This window comes from Polaromonas sp. Polasp52, assembly GCF_059491565.1.
In genome coordinates this window covers 328,700-346,334 of record NZ_CP168513.1, presented here as the reverse complement: position 1 = coordinate 346,334, position 17,635 = coordinate 328,700, and the positions used below count along the sequence as shown (strand labels likewise).

General features: G+C 64.3%; 12 protein-coding genes. 9 read left to right on the top strand and 3 right to left on the bottom strand.

Translation table 11 applies throughout. From position 1 onward, the window contains the following. Positions 1-2 precede the first annotated feature (2 nt). Positions 3-2,765 (bottom strand): circularly permuted type 2 ATP-grasp protein, encoded by a 2,763-nt coding sequence (locus ACEN9P_RS01670; protein WP_495620902.1) that lies wholly within the window; start codon positions 2,763-2,765, stop codon positions 3-5. Between the two features lie 151 nt (positions 2,766-2,916). Beyond that, positions 2,917-6,519 (bottom strand): transglutaminase family protein, encoded by a 3,603-nt coding sequence (locus ACEN9P_RS01665; RefSeq protein WP_495620901.1) that lies wholly within the window; start codon positions 6,517-6,519, stop codon positions 2,917-2,919. A 237-nt stretch (positions 6,520-6,756) separates the two neighbouring features. On the opposite strand from ACEN9P_RS01665, the gene ACEN9P_RS01660 reads away from it, so the two are divergent. From ACEN9P_RS01660 to ACEN9P_RS01620, 9 genes are all read left to right on the top strand, one after another. Continuing rightward, a complete protein-coding gene (locus ACEN9P_RS01660; protein WP_495620900.1) occupies positions 6,757-9,252 on the top strand; it encodes a DNA internalization-related competence protein ComEC/Rec2 in 2,496 nt (831 codons plus the stop codon). A gap of 90 nt (positions 9,253-9,342) precedes the next feature. Continuing rightward, complete coding sequence (locus ACEN9P_RS01655; RefSeq protein ID WP_477664670.1) at positions 9,343-10,860, top strand: circularly permuted type 2 ATP-grasp protein; 1,518 nt, start codon at positions 9,343-9,345, stop codon at positions 10,858-10,860. 2 nt (positions 10,861-10,862) lie between these two features. Then, on the top strand, positions 10,863-11,024 hold the full coding sequence (locus ACEN9P_RS01650; RefSeq protein WP_477664669.1) for an alpha-E domain-containing protein: 162 nt from the start codon (positions 10,863-10,865) through the stop codon (positions 11,022-11,024). 19 nt (positions 11,025-11,043) lie between these two features. Next, entirely contained in the window at positions 11,044-12,006 is a 963-nt protein-coding gene (locus ACEN9P_RS01645; RefSeq protein ID WP_477664668.1) for an alpha-E domain-containing protein, read from the top strand. A 244-nt stretch (positions 12,007-12,250) separates the two neighbouring features. Next, positions 12,251-13,078, top strand: a complete 828-nt coding sequence (locus ACEN9P_RS01640) for a transglutaminase family protein (RefSeq protein ID WP_495620899.1) — start codon at positions 12,251-12,253, stop codon at positions 13,076-13,078. A gap of 71 nt (positions 13,079-13,149) precedes the next feature. Further along, positions 13,150-13,902, top strand: a complete 753-nt coding sequence (locus tag ACEN9P_RS01635) for a class I SAM-dependent methyltransferase (protein WP_495620898.1) — start codon at positions 13,150-13,152, stop codon at positions 13,900-13,902. 169 nt (positions 13,903-14,071) lie between these two features. Continuing rightward, the gene (locus ACEN9P_RS01630; RefSeq protein ID WP_495620897.1) at positions 14,072-14,563 is read left to right on the top strand and encodes a GNAT family N-acetyltransferase; all 492 of its coding nucleotides are present in this window, start codon (positions 14,072-14,074) and stop codon (positions 14,561-14,563) included. Further along, entirely contained in the window at positions 14,553-14,990 is a 438-nt protein-coding gene (locus tag ACEN9P_RS01625; RefSeq protein ID WP_495620896.1) for a TIGR02594 family protein, read from the top strand. The genes ACEN9P_RS01630 and ACEN9P_RS01625 overlap by 11 nt, the downstream gene beginning before the upstream one ends. A 160-nt stretch (positions 14,991-15,150) precedes the next feature. Further along, positions 15,151-16,122, top strand: coding sequence for a Bug family tripartite tricarboxylate transporter substrate binding protein (locus ACEN9P_RS01620; protein WP_495620895.1), 972 nt, complete (start codon positions 15,151-15,153; stop codon positions 16,120-16,122). A 105-nt stretch (positions 16,123-16,227) separates the two neighbouring features. On the opposite strand, the gene ACEN9P_RS01615 is transcribed toward ACEN9P_RS01620, so the two are convergent. Beyond that, complete coding sequence (locus ACEN9P_RS01615) at positions 16,228-17,295, bottom strand: hypothetical protein (RefSeq protein WP_495620894.1); 1,068 nt, start codon at positions 17,293-17,295, stop codon at positions 16,228-16,230. Positions 17,296-17,635: the final 340 nt, after the last annotated feature.

Sequence of the window (17,635 nt, the reverse complement as noted above, 5' to 3'; positions counted from 1 at the left end):
GTTCAAGCGCCCAGGCTCTGGCTGCCGGAGGCCGCGTGGCTGAAGTAGCGGCGGCTCAGGGTGTCCGACAGGTCCAGCGCGGCGTCGCAGCATTGCTCCAGCATCTGCACCAGGCGGCCGTCGTGCTGCCGGCAATCTTCATCGCCTTCATCACCGTCATCGGCTTGCATGCCCGCGCACAAATCGGCCAGCGCCCAGCTGCCGGGGTCGGGCAGCTCCATCGCGAGTTCGGGCATATCGCCCGGCGCGCTGCCGGCCAGCTTGGCCAGGCGCCCGCGCAAGGTCTGCACCACCCAGCCCAGGGAGCGCGGGTTGTCGCGGTCCAGCACCAGCAGATCGAGCAGGGCCGGGATGTCGCGGCGCTGCTGGTATTGCGCGTGAAAGGTGATGGTGCTGTCGAACAGTGCCACCATGGCGTTGAAGCCGCCTTCCTCGAAGACCGAGCCGGTTTCAAAACCGCGCGCCAGCGCGCCGGCCAGGGTGTTGAGCCGCTCGATGAGACGGCCCACGCTGAGCAGGCGCCAGCCGTCGTCGCGGGTCATGCGGTCGGTTTGCGCGCCCGTCATGGCCGAGAGGAAGCCGCTGGCCGATTCGAGCGCGCGCAGCGCCTCGACGGAGGAGTATTCAAGCAGGTACTGGCTCTGGCCTTGCCCGCCCTGGCTTTGCGACTGGCTTTGGCCCACGCCGCTGAACACCGCGCAGCGCTGGAAAAAATCGGCTTCGGTGCGCACGATCATGTGCCACTGTTCCTGCGACAGGCGTTCGCGCACGGCCGAGGCCGCGCTCTTGAGCGCGCGCAGGTTAAAGCCCACGCTGGCGGCCTGCTCGGTGTCGGCCAGGTTGGCGATCAGCGCGCGTTCAAACACGCGGCGCGCGTGCGTGGCCGGCGGCACGGTGTCCAGCACCAGCGCATTGCCAACCGCCATGCTGCTCAGCCAGGCCAGCAAGGGCTGCGAGCTCTGGTCTTCGCCGCCCAGGCATTGCAAGGTGATCTGCGCCAGGCGCGTCGAGTTTTCGGCGCGCTCAGTGTAGCGGCCCAGCCAGAAAAGGTTTTCGGCCGCGCGGCTGGTGACCGGCGGGCGATGCCGCAGCGGGGCGGTGGCCCAGGCGGGCGAGGGCTGTTCGGCACGCGGGGCTGCCGCCTTGGCCGCCGACGCATCGCCCAGCACCCAGACGTCGGCGCTGCTGCCGCCGTGCTGCATGGAGGACATGTTCTCGTTCTTGCCGGCCAGCCGCGCCAGTCCGCCGGGCAGCACCTGCCAGGAGCCCTTGCCGTCGGCCACGGCAAACACGCGCAGCATGGCCGAGCGCGGGGAAATCCGCTCGCCCTGCCAGGTCGGCGTCTGCGGCAGCGGCAAATAGGCCTGCACCGTGTAGTCCTCGCCGCGGCGCACGATGCGGCCGGCCCATTCGTCGAGCGCGCGGCGCGACAGCGTGTGGCCTATCACCGACTCCATGCCCGAGCCCGGGTAGGTCGGCTTGATCACGCAGTTCTTGAGCTGGCCCAGCACATCCTGCAGCACCGCCTGCTCGCCACACCACCAGGTCGCCAGCGAGGGCAGGGCCAGGGTTTCGCCCAGCAGGTGTTCCGACAGCGCGGGCAAAAAGCCCAGCAGCGCGCTCGATTCAAGGAAGGCCGAGCCCGGCGTGTTGACCACCAGCACATTGCCGGCACGGATAACCTGCAGCAAGCCGGGCACGCCCAGCGTGGAGTCCGAGCGCAGCTCCAGCGGGTCCAGGAATTCGTCGTCCAGGCGCTTGAGCAGGCCATGCACCGGCTCCAGTCCGCGCAGGGTCTTGAGGTAGAGCTTGTCGTCGCGTACCAGCAAGTCGCTGCCCTCGACCAGGGTCAGGCCCAGGAAGCGCGCGAGGTAGGCGTGTTCAAAATAGGTTTCGTTGTAAGGCCCCGGGGTCAGCAGCACCACGCGGCTTTCCTCGTTGCCGTCGGCCGGGCTCATGGCCTTGAGGCCGTCCACCAGCGCCTTGTAGGAGGCGGCCAGGCGTTCGACCTTCATTTCGCGGAAGGCTTCGGGAAACAGCAGCGAGATGGTCAGGCGGTTTTCCAGCAGGTAGCCCAGGCCCGAGGGTGCCTGCGTGCGCTGCGACACCACCGACCAGCGGCCGTCGGGGCCGTGGGCGATGTCGAAGGCGGCGATGTGCAGATAGGTGCCTCCGGCCGGCTGCACGCCCTGCATGCCGCGCAGGTAGCCCGGGTGGGCATGCACCAGCGCGCTGGGCAAGAGGCCTTTGGAGAGCAGCTCCTGCGGGCCGTAGATGTCGGCCATGACCCGGTCCAGCAGGCGGGCGCGCTGCTGGATGCCGGCCTCGATCTGTGCCCAGTCGCCGGCCGACACCATCATGGGGAAGAGGTCCAGCGCCCAGGGACGCTGCGGGCCGTTGGCGTCGGCGTAGACGTTGTAGGTCACGCCGTTGTCGCGGATCTGGCGGCGCAGGTTGGCGGTGCGGTGGTTCAGGTCGTAAAACCCGTCGGCGCCCAGGAAGTTGAAAAAGCGCGTCCAGTCGGGCGACAGGCTGTCGTCGGTGGCGGCGGCTTCGGGCGGGGGCGCGGCGGTTTCGGGGGCACCGGCCGCGCGCAGCGCGGGCTGGGCGGGCGCGGCCGTTTCCGCGGGCGCGGGGCCTTCGGAGACACGGCCCCGCAACTCGTCGAAATGGCCGGCTGCCGCATGCGGCGCCAGCGCGGCGGCCAGGGCGCAGGGAGATTCAAGCGCCTGGGCGGCAAAAAGGGACTGGGTGTTATTTTCCACGTGCTGCAAGTATGCCTGCGGCCCGCAGGCGCAAAGCCTCAATCAGGGGCGGCTTTCCCGCCAAATGGACGATTTATGCCGCTTGCGCATGCAATTGTTGCAGCCATAAGACAGGCTGATGGGCGCCGGGGAAGGCGCCCATCAGCCGCCCTCAGCGCAGGTCCAGCGTGAACGGAAACTCCCGGCTGGGCTGCGCCGGCGCCACGCGCATCTTGCCGGGCGTGTGGCCCATGCGGAAAAAGCGCGTGAGGCGGCGGCTTTCGGCCTCGTACGAATTGACCGGCAGCGTGTCGTAATTGCGCCCGCCCGGGTGCGCCACATGGTATTGGCAGCCGCCCAGCGAGCGCTCCATCCAGGTGTCGACGATGTCGAAGGTCAGCGGCGCATGCACGCCGATCGAGGGATGCAGGGCCGAAGGCGGGTTCCAGGCCTTGTAGCGCACGCCGGCCACATATTCGCCGACGCGGCCCGTGCTTTGCAGCGGCAGGGCCCGGCCGTTGACGGTGATGACGTAGCGGTTGTCGTTCAGGCCCGTGACGTGCACTTCGATGCGCTCCAGCGAGGAGTCGACATAACGCACCGTGCCGCCGGCCGAGCCTTCCTCGCCCATCACATGCCAGGGCTCGAGCGCGCTGCGCAGCGTCAGCTCGATGCTGTTGGATTTGACCTGGCCGATGAGGGGGAAGCGGAACTCGAAATGCGGCTCGAACCAGGCCATGTCGAAGGCGTAGCCGGCTTCGCGCAGCTCGGTCAGCACGTCCTCGAAGTCCATGCGCACAAAGCCGGGCAGCAGGAAGCGGTCGTGCAGCTCGGTGCCCCAGCGCGTGACGCGGCCGTGGTAGGGCTTGTTCCAGAAGCGCGCCACCAGCGCGCGCAGCAGCAGCTGCTGGGCGATGCTCATGCGCGCATGCGGCGGCATTTCAAAGGCGCGCAGCTCCAGCAGGCCCAGGCGGCCGGTGGTGGAGTCGGGCGAGTACATCTTGTCGATGCAGAACTCGCTGCGGTGGGTGTTGCCGGTGACGTCGACCAGGATGTTGCGCAAGGTGCGGTCCACCAGCCAGGGCGGCATGTCGGCACCGTATTTTTTGCGGTTGTTCTCGATCTCGCGCAGGGCGATTTCGAGTTCGTAGAGCTGGTCGTTGCGGGCCTCGTCCACGCGCGGCGCCTGGCTGGTCGGGCCTATGAACATGCCCGAGAACAAATAGCTCAGCGAGGGATGGTTGTGCCAATAGGCGATCAGGCTGCCCAGCACCTCGGGCTTGCGCAGAAAGGGGCTGTCGGCCGGCGTGGCGCCGCCCAGCACAAAGTGGTTGCCGCCACCGGTGCCGGTGTGGCGGCCGTCGGTCATGAACTTCTCGGCCGACAGGCGCGTCTCGTGCGCAATCTTGTAGAGGAATTCGGTGTGTTCCACCAGCTCGCCCCAGTTGTAGGCCGGGTGGATGTTGACCTCGATGACGCCCGGGTCGGGCGTGACCTGCAGCATTTTCAGGCGCGGGTCGCGCGGCGGCGGGTAACCTTCGAGCACGATGCTCACGCCCAGCGCCTGGGCCGTGGCTTCCACCGCGGCCAGCAGGTCCAGGTAGTCTTCGAGCCGCTCCATGGGCGGCATGAAGACATAGATCGCACCCACTTCGCCCCGGCCCGATTTGTTGGCCTGGCTGTCCGGGTCGGCCTTGGGTTTGTCCCTGGGGCCGTTGGCGCGCTGCGGGTCGCGCACTTCCACGCACAGCGCGGTGCGTGTGAGCCAGGCGGCCGACTCAAAAGGCTTGGGCGCGCGGTCGTCGGCGGGCGCGGCCGCCTCGGGCGATGCGCCGGCCGGCTGGCCGCCCGCACCGCCAGTGCCGTGGTTGCCCGTCGGACGGAACTGCAGGATGCGGCTGGCTTGCGACAGCGCGGTGTTGCCGCTCAGGTAGCGCGCCATGTACTGCGCCAGCGAACTGGCGCTGCCGCCCGCGGAAGGGCTTGCCGCCGTGGCGCCGCGGGCATCGCTGAAGCTGCCGTTGTAGCGCGCGGCCAGCGCCGAGGCATCCGGCAGGTCCTGCCGCGGCGCGAAAGGGTCGGACTCGATCATGTAGGGGTAGTCGGTCTTGGACACCCAGGGCACGGAATCCAGCGGCAGGCGGTAGCCCATGGGTGAATCGCCCGGCATCAAATACATGCGTTCGTCGCGGAAAAACCAGGGTCCCGTGGTCCATTTCGGGCCGGCCAGCGTGGGCGAGGCGCCGGCGTTTCTTTGTGTGAGCTGCTCCTTGGTCTGCAACGGCAGCACATAGCCCACCACTGAATCCAGGCCCTGCATAAAGACGCGGCGCAGGCGCTCGCGTTCCATGGCGTCGTCCAGCCGCGAATCAAAGGGGTCGACATTGACCGGCAGCCGACGTTCGCGCCAGAGGTAGTACCAGGTGTCTTCATAGCCCGGCGTGATGTAGGTCGTGGCCAGGCCCAGCTTGCCCGCCAGGGTCTGCACAAAACGCTGCGCGTCGGCGCTGGTATAGCTGCAGGGCTGGCGCTCGTCGGCGAACAGGGCCGGGTTCTGCCAGATCGGCTGGCCGTCCTTGCGCCAGAAAATGCTCAGCGCCCAGCGCGGCAGCTGCTCGCCCGGGTACCACTTGCCCTGGCCGAAGTGCAGGAAACCGCCTTCGCCGTATTCGGCGCGCAGTTTTTGCACGAGCTCGGTCGCATAGCCGCGTTTGGTCGGGCCCAGTGCGGCGATATTCCATTCGGCCGCGTCGCGGTCGGTGGTGGCCACAAAGGTGGGCTCGCCGCCCATGGTCAGGCGCACGTCTCCGGCCGCCAGGTCCTGGTCGACTTTCTCGCCCAGCGCCAGCACCTCCTGCCATTGCTCTTCGGTATAGGGCTTGGTCACGCGCGGCGATTCGTAGATGCGCTGCACCGCCATGTGGTGCTCGAACTCGACTTCGGATTTGTCGACGCCGCCCTCGACAGGCGCGGCGCTCGAGGGCTCGGGCGTGCAGGCCAGCGGGATATGGCCTTCGCCGGCCATCAGGCCCGATGTCGGGTCCAGGCCCACCCAGCCGGCGCCCGGCAAAAACACCTCGCACCAGGCGTGCAGGTCGGTGAAATCGGCTTCGGCGCCGCTGGGGCCGTCTATGGACTTGACGTCGGCCTTGAGCTGTATCAGGTAGCCCGAGACAAAACGCGCGGCCAGGCCCATGTGGCGCAGCAACTGCACCAGCAGCCAGCCGGTGTCGCGGCAGGAGCCGCAGGCCAGGCGCAGGGTCTCCTCGGGTGTCTGCACGCCGGGCTCCATGCGGATGGAGTACTGGATGTCCGACTGCAGGCTCTGGTTCAGGCCCACCAGGAAATCGATGGTGCGTTTGGGCGTGCGGTCGATTTTCTCGAGGTAGCGCTTGAACAGCGGTGTGGCCGGCTGGGTGGCCAGGTAAGGGGCCAGTTCCCGGGCCTGCAGCGCGTTGTAGCTGAAGGGGAATTCCTCGGCGGCCGGCTCCAGGAAGAAGTCAAAGGGGTTGAACACCGCCATTTCCACGACCAGGTCCACCGTGACCTTGAACTCGCGCGTCGGCTCGGGAAACACCAGCCGGGCCTGGTAGTTGGCGAAAGGGTCCTGCTGCCAGTTGATGAAATGCCCGGCGGGCTCGACCTTGAGGGAATAGGACAGCACCTGGGTGCGGCTGTGCGGCGCGGGCCGCAGGCGGACCACCTGGGGGCCCAGCCGCACCAGGCGGTCGTATTTGTAATGGGTGATGTGGCTCAGGGCAACGTGGATGGACAAGGCAACCTCGCTTAAAAAAATAACTGGGCGCAGGGACCGCCACATCATGCGGTCTTCTCAATGACGTGTGAACAGCTTACCCGGATTTGACGGTATTTCCGTAAGCAAGAGCTGCGCCATGCGGAGTTTGCATGGTGCGTTGTCGGCTTGCTGCTTCGCCCTCCCGTTAAACAAGTTCTAAAAAAGCAAAAAAGCAGGGGAGGCGGCTTTGGGGCCAGCTGTATTCATCATCGTGTCATGGCACGCACCATGAGGCCGGGGCTCGCCCTGGCCGGCTTTGTCGCCGGCGTGGCGCTGCAATTGCAGCAGCCCGCGCTGTGGCCATGGCAAGCTTATGCCCTGTGTGCCGGGCTGGCCTGTCTGGTGGCCTTGTTATGGCGGCTGGCGCGCTATCACGCCAAACCATCCTGGCGCAGGGCCCTGCGGGTATTGGGCCTGGCGGCGTTGCTGGGTTTTGGCTCCACCGGTTGGCGGGCCGGTATTTTCCAGTCCACCGCGCTGGACCCGGCCCTGGAAGGCCGCGACATCGAGGTCACAGGCAGCGTGCCGGCCATGCCGCAGCCCGGTGAGGACGGCTTGCGGTTTCGCCTCGATGTGGAATCCGCGCGCCTGGACGGCCGCAAGGTCAGCCTGCCGCCACAAATCCTGCTGGGCTGGTATTCGGGCTTTGCCGGGCGTGAGCCTCGCCTCCTGGCGCAGGATGCGGACCCCTTTGAAGCGGCACTGGCCCTGCAGCGCCAGCCGCAGCCCTTGCGCGCCGGCGAGCGCTGGCGCATGACGGTGCGGCTCAAGGCGCCGCACGGCAACAGCAACCCGCATGGCTTTGATTACGAGCTGTGGCTGTGGGAGCAGGGCATACAGGCCACCGGTTATGTGCGTGCCGGCGCGCATGACGCACCGCCAGCAAAGCTCTCCGGCAGCTGGCAACACCCCATCGAGCAAGCCCGGCAGGCGGTGCGCGAGAAAATTTTCGCGCGTGTGGAGAACCGCCAGTGGGCCGGCATCATGGCCGCGCTGGTGGTGGGTGACCAGAACGCCATAGAACGCGCCGACTGGGATGTGTTCCGCGCCACGGGCGTGGCCCACCTGATGAGCATTTCCGGCCTGCACATCACCATGTTTGCCTGGGCCGCCTCGCTGCTGGTCGGTGGCCTCTGGCGCCGCTCCGCGCTTCTCACGCCCAGGCTGTGCCTGGCGCTGCCGGCCGCCGGTGCCGGCGCGCTGGGCGGCCTGCTGCTGGCCGCCCTGTATGCGCTGTTTTCAGGCTGGGGTGTGCCCGCGCAGCGCACCCTCTTGATGCTGGCCACCGTGATCCTGCTGCGCCAGGGCGGCCGGCAATGGCCCTGGGCACAGACCTGGCTGCTGGCCATGGCCGTGGTGGTGGCCGTGGATCCCTGGGCCCTGATGCAGGCCGGTTTCTGGCTGTCTTTTGTGGCGGTCGGTGTGTTGTTCGCGACGGATTCCGGTGTGCGTCCTGACCATGGCATTCAAGAGCCGGTTTCGCCAGGCGGATGGCGGCGGCATGGGCCGCGCTGGCTGGCCGGCCTGGCCCGCGCCGTGCGCGAGCAATGGGTGGTGACGCTGGCGCTCACGCCGCTGTCGCTGCTGCTGTTCAACCAAGTCTCGCTGGTCGGCCTGCTGGCCAATGCCGTGGCCATCCCCGCTGTGACCTTGCTGATCACGCCGCTGGCCCTGCTGGGCGTGCTGTGGGCCCCGGCCTGGGGCGCGACCGCCGCCTGCGTGAGCGTGCTGGCGCTGTTCCTGCAATGGCTGGCGAGCTGGCCGCTGGCATCCATCAGCGTGGCCGCGGCGCCGCTGTGGTGCGCCGTCGCCGGTGTGGCGGGCGGCGGCTTGCTGGCCACGCGACTGCCCTGGCATTGGCGCTTGCTGGGCGTTCCGCTGGTGCTGCCTGTGTTGCTGTGGCAGCCCCCGCGGGTCGCGCCCGGGCAGTTTGAGCTGCTGGCGGCCGACATCGGCCAGGGCAATGCAGTACTGGTGCGCACCGCGGGCCACAGCCTGCTCTACGACGCGGGGCCGCGTTTTTCGCGCGAAAGCGATGCCGGCCACCGTGTGCTGGTGCCGCTGCTGCGCGCGCTGGGCGAGCGGCTGGACGTCCTGATGGTCAGCCACCGCGACATAGACCACATAGGCGGGGCGGCCGCGGTGCTGGCCATGCAGCCTGGGGCGCGGCTGCTCAGCTCGATTGAGGACACGCATCCGCTGCAGGCCTTGCGCAAGGCCGAACGCTGCACGGCCGGCCAGCATTGGGAATGGGACGGCGTGCAGTTCGAGCTGCTGCACCCGCCTGCCGCGGCCTACGGCACGGTGGCCAAGCCCAATGCCATGAGCTGCGTGCTGCGCGTCTCCAACGGCAGCCGCGCGGCCCTGCTGGTGGGCGACATCGAAGCGCCGCAGGAAGCGGCCCTGGCCGCCGGCGATCCGGCACGCCTCCAAGCCGACTTTCTGCTGGTGCCGCACCACGGCAGCAAGACATCCTCAAGCGCGGCATTCCTGGACGCCGTCCAGCCGCAACTGGCCATGGCGCAGGCCGGCTACCGCAACCGCTTCGGCCACCCGGCTGAGCCGGTGGTGGCGCGCTACGAGGCGCGCGGCATCAGCCTTGTCAAATCCGCGACATGCGGGGCGGCGACATGGGACAGCCAGCATGCCGAGGCTGTGCGCTGCCAGCGGGAGGAGGGCAAACGCTACTGGCATCATGTGCCTGCACGTTAAAAATAAGGCGGGTGTGCGCCGCCTTGGCGCATAACTTGCTAAGCTATGTCAAAACAGTGCCCTGCGCATAACTTGCTGGAGATCAAGCCAATGAGCCGACCGATGTTTGATGAAATGAATGCCACGGGATCCAGCGTCCGTGAACACTACCAGGGCTACCAGCGCTGGCTGGCGAAACAGCCGGCCGACGTGATGGAGGCGCGCCGCGCCGAAGCCGAGATGATTTTCCGCCGCGTCGGCATCACCTTTGCCGTCTACGGTGCCAAGGACGAGGACGGCGCCGGGACCGAACGCCTGATCCCCTTCGACCTGATCCCCCGCATCATTCCCGCCCACGAGTGGGCCAGCATGGAAAAAGGCCTGGTCCAGCGTGTCACGGCGCTGAACCGCTTTATCCACGACGTTTACCACGGCCAGGAGATCATCAAGGCCGGTGTCATCCCGTCGGAGCAGATTTTCCAGAACGCGCAGTTCCGTCCCGAGATGATGGGCGTGGACGTTCCCGGCAACATCTATTCGCACATCAGCGGCATCGACATCGTGCGCGCGCCCAATGCCCAGGGCGAGGGTGAGTACTACGTGCTCGAAGACAACCTGCGCGTGCCCAGCGGCGTGAGTTATATGCTGGAAGACCGCAAGATGATGATGCGGCTGTTCCCCGAGCTCTTCAGCGAAAACCGCGTCGCGCCGGTCGCGCACTACCCCGATTTGCTGCTGGAAACCCTGCGCGCCATGGCGCCGCCGGCCACGGCCGAGCCCACGGTGGTGGTGCTCACCCCCGGCATGTACAACTCGGCCTACTTTGAGCACGCCTTCCTCGCGCAGCAGATGGGCGTGGAGCTGGTCGAAGGGCAGGATCTCTTCGTCAAGGACAACTTCGTCTACATGCGCACCACGCGCGGCCCGCGCCGCGTCGACGTGATTTACCGCCGCGTCGATGACGACTTCCTGGACCCGCTGGCCTTCCGCCCCAATTCCACGCTGGGCTGCGCGGGCCTGCTCAACGTCTACCGCAGCGGCAATGTCTCGCTGTGCAATGCCATAGGCACGGGCGTGGCCGACGACAAGTCCATCTACCCCTATGTGCCCAAGATGATCGAGTTCTACCTTGGCGAAAAACCCATCCTCAAGAACGTGCCCACCTATATGTGCCGCAACAACGAGGATTTGCAATACACCCTGGCCAACCTCAAGGACCTGGTCGTTAAGGAAGTGCACGGCGCCGGCGGCTACGGCATGCTGGTCGGCCCGGCCGCCACCAAGGCCGAGATCGAGGAGTTCCGCGCCGCCTTGCTGGCCAACCCCTCGGGTTATATCGCCCAGCCCACGCTGAGCCTTTCCACCTGCCCGACCTATGTCGAAAGCGGCATCGCGCCGCGCCACATCGATTTGCGGCCTTTTGTGCTCAGCGGCAAGGAAGTGCAGATGGTGCCCGGCGGCCTCACGCGCGTGGCGCTGAAAGACGGCTCGCTGGTGGTCAACTCTTCGCAGGGCGGCGGCACCAAGGACACCTGGATTCTGGAGGGGCCGTCGTCGCCCGTGGGGTTCCAGTCTCAATCGCAGTCTCAATTGCAGTCGCAGACCCAAGTCCAAGTGGGAGGGAAATAATCATGTTGTCTCGTACTGCCCATCACCTTTTCTGGATGTCGCGCTATACCGAGCGTGCGGGCGACATGCCGCAGGCATTCGCGGGGATGACTCATCAATTGCGCGAAGCGCTTGTGATGTCATCACCAAAACACGCAAAGCGCGTCAGCGCTTTCGGTGTTTGAGGCTTAGGAAGGAGAAAAAATGTTATCTCGCACCGCTGATCACCTTTTCTGGATGTCGCGCTACACCGAACGCGCCGAAAACACCGCGCGCATGCTGGACGTCAACTACCAGACCTCGCTGCTGCCGCAATCGGCCGCCGTGGTGCAGGGCGGCTGGCAAAGCCTGCTGAGCATCAGCGAACTCAAGCCTTCCTATGCCGCCAAGTACGGCGACAGCATCAACCCGCGCGAAGTCATGGACTTCATGGTGCGCGACGAGCAGAACTCCTCGAGCATCGTCTCGTGCCTGAAGAATGCCCGCGAGAACGCGCGCGCCGTGCGCGGCACCCTGACCACCGAAGTCTGGGAAACCCAGAACCAGACCTACCTCGAAGTGGTCCGCATGCTGCGCAACGGCGACTTCGAGCGCGACCCCGGCCAGTTTTTTGAATGGGTCAAGTTCCGCTCGCACCTCTCGCGCGGCGTCACGGCCGGCACCATGCTGCAGGACGAGGCCTTCCACTTTCTGCGCCTGGGCACCTTCCTGGAGCGCGCCGACAACACCGCCCGCCTGGTGGACGTGAAATTCCACGCGGTGCAAAACGACTTCCTGGGCAGCGACGGCGAGAAGGACCAGGAGTACGACTTCTACCACTGGAGCGCGATCCTGCGCAGCGTCTCCGGCTTCGAGGTCTACCGCAAGGTGTATCGCGACGTGATCAAGCCCGAGCGCGTGGCCGAGCTGCTGATCCTGCGGCCCGACATGCCGCGTTCTCTGCTCGCCTGCCTCAACGAGCTCATGGGCAACCTCGCCATGGTGACCAGCGACGCGGCCAGCGAAACGCAACGCCGCGCCGGCAAGCTGCGCGCCGACCTGCAGTACGCCCGTATCGACGAGATCCTCGCCACCGGCCTGCACGCCTTCCTGACCCAGTTTCTGGACCGGGTCAACGAGATAGGCGCGCACATCAGCCGCGAGTTTCTTGTGCCGGCTACACATTGAGCCCCCACGTTCGCTTGCTGCGCGTAGCTCTCGAGGCCTTGCAGGCCGCGGCTCGCGGGACGCTTCGCCTCTGTCGCCCGTCCAAGCCTGCGCAGGCAGGCTTGGAGCCGCGGGCTCCAGCCCCTAGGGGGCGCTGCGCCTGCGGCCCGGCAAAGCCGGTTCCGCGGCCCCTGCTGGCGAAAACCTCCCTCTCGGCGACGTTGCAGCGCGGCCGTGGTGCGTCCGATTCAGTATTTGCTCGAGCATGAAACTGCACGTCCGGCACATCACCGACTACCGGTATACCGAGCCGCTGCGCTATGCGCTGCAGACGCTGTGGCTCACGCCGCAGTCCGGCCCGGCGCAGACCGTGAACTACTGGAGCCTGGGCGCGCCCGAAAAGCTATTCACCCAGCGCGACGCCTTCGGCAACACCGTGAGCGCCTACACCTTTGTCGGCAAGGAGGCCGACAACGTGCGCTGGAGCTTGGTCAACGCGGCCGGCGAGGTCGAAACCTTGGGCGTGGCCGAGTTCAACGATGACGAAACCCTGCCGCATCCCTACTTTTTTCTGCGCGCCACCCACCTGGCCGAGCCGCACTGGGAACTCGCCGAGTTCGGCCGCCGCTTTATCCCGCAAAGCCTGGACGGCACGGCCAGCCTGCAGTCCTTGCTGGCCCTGAGCCGGGGCGTCGCCGATGCGGTGAGCTACCGCAAGAACAGCACCAGCGTGACCACGACCGCGCTGGAGGCCTTCAAGTCCGGCGCGGGCGTCTGCCAGGACCAGGCCCATGTGATGGTCGCCATCTGCCGCAGCCTGGGCTACCCGGCGCGTTATGTCAGCGGCTACTTCTACGCCGCCAACGAGCCCGACCTCGCCAGCCACGCCTGGTGCGACGTCTGCCTGGACGTCGCCACGCGCCGCTGGGCCAGCATCGACGTGACCCACAGCTGCCTGATCGACCAGCGCCACGTGCGCCTGGCCATGGGCACCGACTACAACGCCTGCCCGCCCATCAAGGGTGTGCGGCAGGGCGGCGGGGAAGAAAGCATGACGGTTGAGATCACCATCGAACCGGTTGTGGGAAACTGACAGCTTTCCGATTCCATCAACCGCCTAAGGGCCGAGGTTACCTTCCTGCCTCGCGATGCGCGTAAAACTCCATGAAAACAGACAACACAGTTTGCCCGGTCTGCAGTGCCAATTGCACGCTGCTTGATCCCGTTGATTTCAACAAGTCGTGCAACTCCCATCCACTGGGGCTTTCCGGCGTGCCTGTGACCTACGCAATTTGCCAAAACTGTGCTTTTTGTTTCGCGCCGGAGATCTGCGCGTGGAGCTTGCAGGAGTTCGAGGAAAAAATCTACAACGATGATTACGTTGCTGTCGACCCCGGTTACGTAGAAGGCCGACCGAAAGCCAACGCAACCATGCTTCGTGCCGGATTCGGCAATCTGCATCCCGCGCTCAGGCATCTCGACTATGGTGGTGGCAATGGCACCCTGTCCAGGCTGTTGCGCGAAATAGATTGGCCATCCACCTCATATGACCCCTTTGTGGACAGAGACCTCAGGATTGAGACGCTGGGCAAGTTCGACCTTATTACCGCCTTTGAGGTGTTTGAACATGTTCCCGATGTCTGGGCGTTGATGGCCAACCTCAAGAAGCTGATGTCACCGGACAGTGTGCTCCTGTTCTCGACCTTGACGTCGGACGGCCATATACAGGCCGGCCAGCCGGTCAATTGGTGGTACGCCTCGCCACGCAATGGGCACATCAGCCTTTTCTCAACGCGTAGCTTGACGCTTCTTGCGCAGAGCCACGGGCTTCACTTCGGCAGTTTTTCGGAAGGTTTCCATGCCTTCTATCAAGATATGCCGTCCTGGGCCGTCGAGCCTCTCCGCGAACTTCTATGATGCGGCTTGATGTAACCACGCTCCTCGTTGGATAGCTGGTGCGTCCCGTCGCCACTCAGCTGGCGTCCGGGTCAAGCTTAGCCCGTACCCGTGGAGCCGGCCATGCAGGATGTACTTCGTCATTTCCCATCCGCTGCACTTGTCTTGCAACATGCAGTACGCTTTCGCCATGTCCGACATCAAGCCCGCAAACTTTCCCGACGACCTTGAGCATGTCATTGCCATCCTTCGGGAATACGTCGCCAGCCCCAGCGTGAGCCTGGCCTTCCAGAACTACGAGGCGGAATTCGTCGCCTTGCCGGGCAAGTACGCCGCACCTGACGGCCGCCTGTTGCTCGCATGGAAAGGGCAAACCGTCGTCGGATGCGCCGCGCTTCGCCGCGTGGATGAAACCACCTGTGAAATGAAGCGCGTCTACGTGCGGCCTGATGCGAGAGGCGAAAGCCTTGGCCGCCGGCTCATCGAGCGCATTCTCGATGAAGCGAGGGCTGCCGGCTACTCGCGCATCTGCCTGGACGTACTGCCCGAGTTCTCTGCCGCGCAGCGAATTTACGAATCCCTGGGTTTTCAACCTTCAGCGCCCGTCACCTTCAATCCCGTTCCTGGCACCAAGTACCTGGCCCTCGAACTTTCCCCGTCACGGCTTGCGGATGCTGCTTGAACCTTCCTGGATGGCCGTCGCCCGCGCGGAAGCCGGCGTTCGCACGTTCCCCGTGGGTCAGAGCAATCCTCGGGTCACCGAATACCACGCACTCACCAACATTGCCGGTTATGACGACAAGGCTTCGTGGTGTTCTTCGTTTGTGAACTGGTCCCTGGCTCAGGTTGGCATCCCCGGCACCGGCTCCGCGCTGGCGCGTTCGTGGCTGGAGTGGGGTGAACCGCTCGATGTGGCTGTGCCCGGTTGCATCGCCGTCCTGTCGCGCGAAGACCCCACGGGCTGGAAGGGCCACGTCGGGTTTTTTCTTCGTGCGGATGCGGAGTATGTGTATTTGTGGGGCGGCAACCAGCTGGATCAGGTGCGCGAGCATTTTTATCCGCTGACTGCGGTGCTGGGCTATCGCTGGCCTTCGCAAAAGACAGCCTGACTCTTCGCCTCGGGGCCGTGTTGGGCCATATCTTTCATTCTGCTTTCGATGTCTGGCGCAGATGGCCACCCGCGTAGGGGAAAGCACGGGTCGCTGTGCCAGCGGATTGACAGCTACGCGCATTAATGTTGCGGGACACCCATCACAACAAGGACCCGACATGAAACGCCGCCACCTCCTGCAAGCCACTTCGGTTGCCATCGCTTTGCCCTCGCTGGCCTGGGCCCAGGACAAATACCCGAGCAAGCCCATCACTTTCATCTGTCCTTATTCGGCGGGCGGCAATGCCGACCAGCGCTCGCGCCAGATCGGCCGCTTCCTCTCCACGGCGCTGGGTCAGCCGGTGCTCGTGGACAACAAGCCGGGCGCGGGCGGCAACATCGGCACCGACGCCGTGGCCCACGCCAAGCCGGACGGTTATGTCATCGGCATGGGAAATTTCGCGCCGCTGGCGGTCAATCCCACCATGTTCAAGAAGCTGAACTTCGACCCGGCCAAGGATCTTGCGCCGGTCTGCCTGATCGAGAAAGGGCCGCTGGTGCTGATGGTGCCCGCGAGCTCGCCGTTCAAGAGCGTCAAGGACATCATCGCCGCCGCCAAGGCCAGTCCCGGCAAGCTGTCCTTCGCTTCGGGTGGTTTGGGCGGCTCGCACCATTTGTCGGGCGAGATGTTCAAGTCGCTGGCCGGCCTGACCATCACCCACATCCCCTACAAGGGCGGCGCGCCCGCCACGACCGACCTGATGGGCGGACAGGTGGACATGATGTTTGAGCAGATGTATTCGGCCGCGCCCTCGATCCGCGCCGGAAAGCTGCGCGCGCTGGCCATCACCAGCAAGACGCGTTCCCCGCTGTTTCCCGATCTGCCCACCATGGCCGAGGCGGGTGTGCCGGGCTTCGAGGTCCAGAACTGGCAAGGCCTGGTGGCACCGGCCGGCACACCCGCGGCCCTCATCAAGCTGCTCAATGAAACCGTCAACAAGGCACTCGCCGACCCGACCATCAAGGAGCAGATGCTGGGCCAGGGCAACGAACTCGGTGGCGGCACACCCGAGCAGTTCGCCGCCTTGATCAAGTCGGAGGCCGATCGCTGGGGCAAGCTGGTCAAGAGTGCGAATATCAAGCCTGAGTAGGGCCGTTCAGATTTGTGGAGTCGCTTCCCAAGCAAGCGACTACCGTTCATCCCGAGCTTGCTGAAGGGGCGCGTTCTCAAGCGCGTATCTGAATGGGTAAATGCTTTACTGGGCCTGCTTTTGTTTCAAAAGATCCAGCAGGTCGGTGTAGTCTGATTCAACGCTGTAAAAAGTAAGCCACGTATCTTCCTCGAATCTTTTTCTCAGGTCAGCCCCTTCATCCCACTTCACGGGGTTGGTTTTACGTGACATGTTTCCCATCATTCCGATATTGGAAAGATTGGATATCTTTGCCAGTGTCATTTCGATTTCAATTTGGGTGAGCTTAAAAAGCTCGGGAGCATTCTTGAGGTCCTGGTAAGAAGCCTGTACTTTTGCATGGGCAAAGGTACTCAGATCCGCGACTGAACCATACAGAATGTTTTTTGTCTGCATGACGTAAGTCGTGATTAAAAATCGGTTGGCAAAACGTGTACTGGCGTCAAGTTTTTTCCACCCCTCCTTCTTCATGTCTTCGCCAATAAAAAGGGTTTTGGTTCTTATGCCGTTAACAAGGGCGAAGCCGTTGCGCTTTTGCTCTTGTTTGGAAGAAGTGTTCAAAAAACTGCCCGCGTTCAATTCTTCTGATTGACTGGAATTTGTGGCCCATCGATAAATAAGTACACCATTTTTTCTGATCGCCAGAACCACTTTCTTATAGGAATCATTGAAGTTGTCTTGCGCTTTTTTGTAGTTGGTTTTTGCTTCTTCTACCGTCTTGGCATCTGCGTGAGCATTGGATTGCCTTGCGGATAGATCGACCCGCGCTTGAACTAGCGTCTGAGCGTCAATATCCAACTCGGTGATGTTGTCACGTATTTTTAGAAGGCAGTCGTCGTTGCATTGGCCGGGAATTTCGCTGACCAATTCGAAACTGTCGCCCGGGCTTAGCCCTATCGCAGCCGCAGGTTTTCTTTTTGCTTTGTAGAAATACAAGCCGCCAACGTCGGCGAATGGGAGCCACCCGGGGATCGAAGCCACCCTTTCCTGAGGGATTTTGAAAAACCCTTCAGCGGTCGACTCGGTGGTCAAGTCCTCAAGCGAGGTGATGAGACCTCCCGTGGTGGTGCAGCCTGCAAGACTTGCAAAAATGACGGCAAAACTTGCCCCTGATAGAAAATTCCTGACACGCATGGCGGTCCCTCCCCATCTTGTGTTGTTATCAGCCCTTGGCACCTGAATAGCTACGGTAGCCAGGCGACCCGCACATAACAAGTAAAAATTACCGCGAAATCGAAGAGAGAGAACAAAAAAATTGGACAGCCTCAAATTCCAGGTGCAAGACCGGGTGGAATCTGGACGTTGTGCTTGAGGCAGTCCTCGAAGAAGACTTCCGCTGGAATTCTCCAGTCCGGTGATGGTGTTCCGCTTGCGTTGCCGGTATTCAGATCCAGGGTTTGCGATGACAATTGACGGGCCACTCAAGCCAGGCTGCCACGCCGGCGGATAACTTCGACCTGGATTATTCAAGGAA

Bases quoted from the DNA above. Each gene is read 5' to 3' on its own strand.
- ACEN9P_RS01650 (WP_477664669.1), top strand. From the start codon at position 10,863: ATGTTGTCTCGTACTGCCCATCACCTTTTCTGGATGTCGCGCTATACC.
- ACEN9P_RS01630 (WP_495620897.1), top strand. From the start codon at position 14,072: ATGTCCGACATCAAGCCCGCAAACTTTCCCGACGACCTTGAGCATGTC.
- ACEN9P_RS01620 (WP_495620895.1), top strand. From the start codon at position 15,151: ATGAAACGCCGCCACCTCCTGCAAGCCACTTCGGTTGCCATCGCTTTG.
- ACEN9P_RS01615 (WP_495620894.1), bottom strand. From the start codon at position 17,295: ATGCGTGTCAGGAATTTTCTATCAGGGGCAAGTTTTGCCGTCATTTTT.
- ACEN9P_RS01635 (WP_495620898.1), top strand. From the start codon at position 13,150: ATGAAAACAGACAACACAGTTTGCCCGGTCTGCAGTGCCAATTGCACG.
- ACEN9P_RS01655 (WP_477664670.1), top strand. From the start codon at position 9,343: ATGAGCCGACCGATGTTTGATGAAATGAATGCCACGGGATCCAGCGTC.
- ACEN9P_RS01660 (WP_495620900.1), top strand. From the start codon at position 6,757: ATGGCACGCACCATGAGGCCGGGGCTCGCCCTGGCCGGCTTTGTCGCC.
- ACEN9P_RS01640 (WP_495620899.1), top strand. From the start codon at position 12,251: ATGAAACTGCACGTCCGGCACATCACCGACTACCGGTATACCGAGCCG.
- ACEN9P_RS01625 (WP_495620896.1), top strand. From the start codon at position 14,553: ATGCTGCTTGAACCTTCCTGGATGGCCGTCGCCCGCGCGGAAGCCGGC.
- ACEN9P_RS01645 (WP_477664668.1), top strand. From the start codon at position 11,044: ATGTTATCTCGCACCGCTGATCACCTTTTCTGGATGTCGCGCTACACC.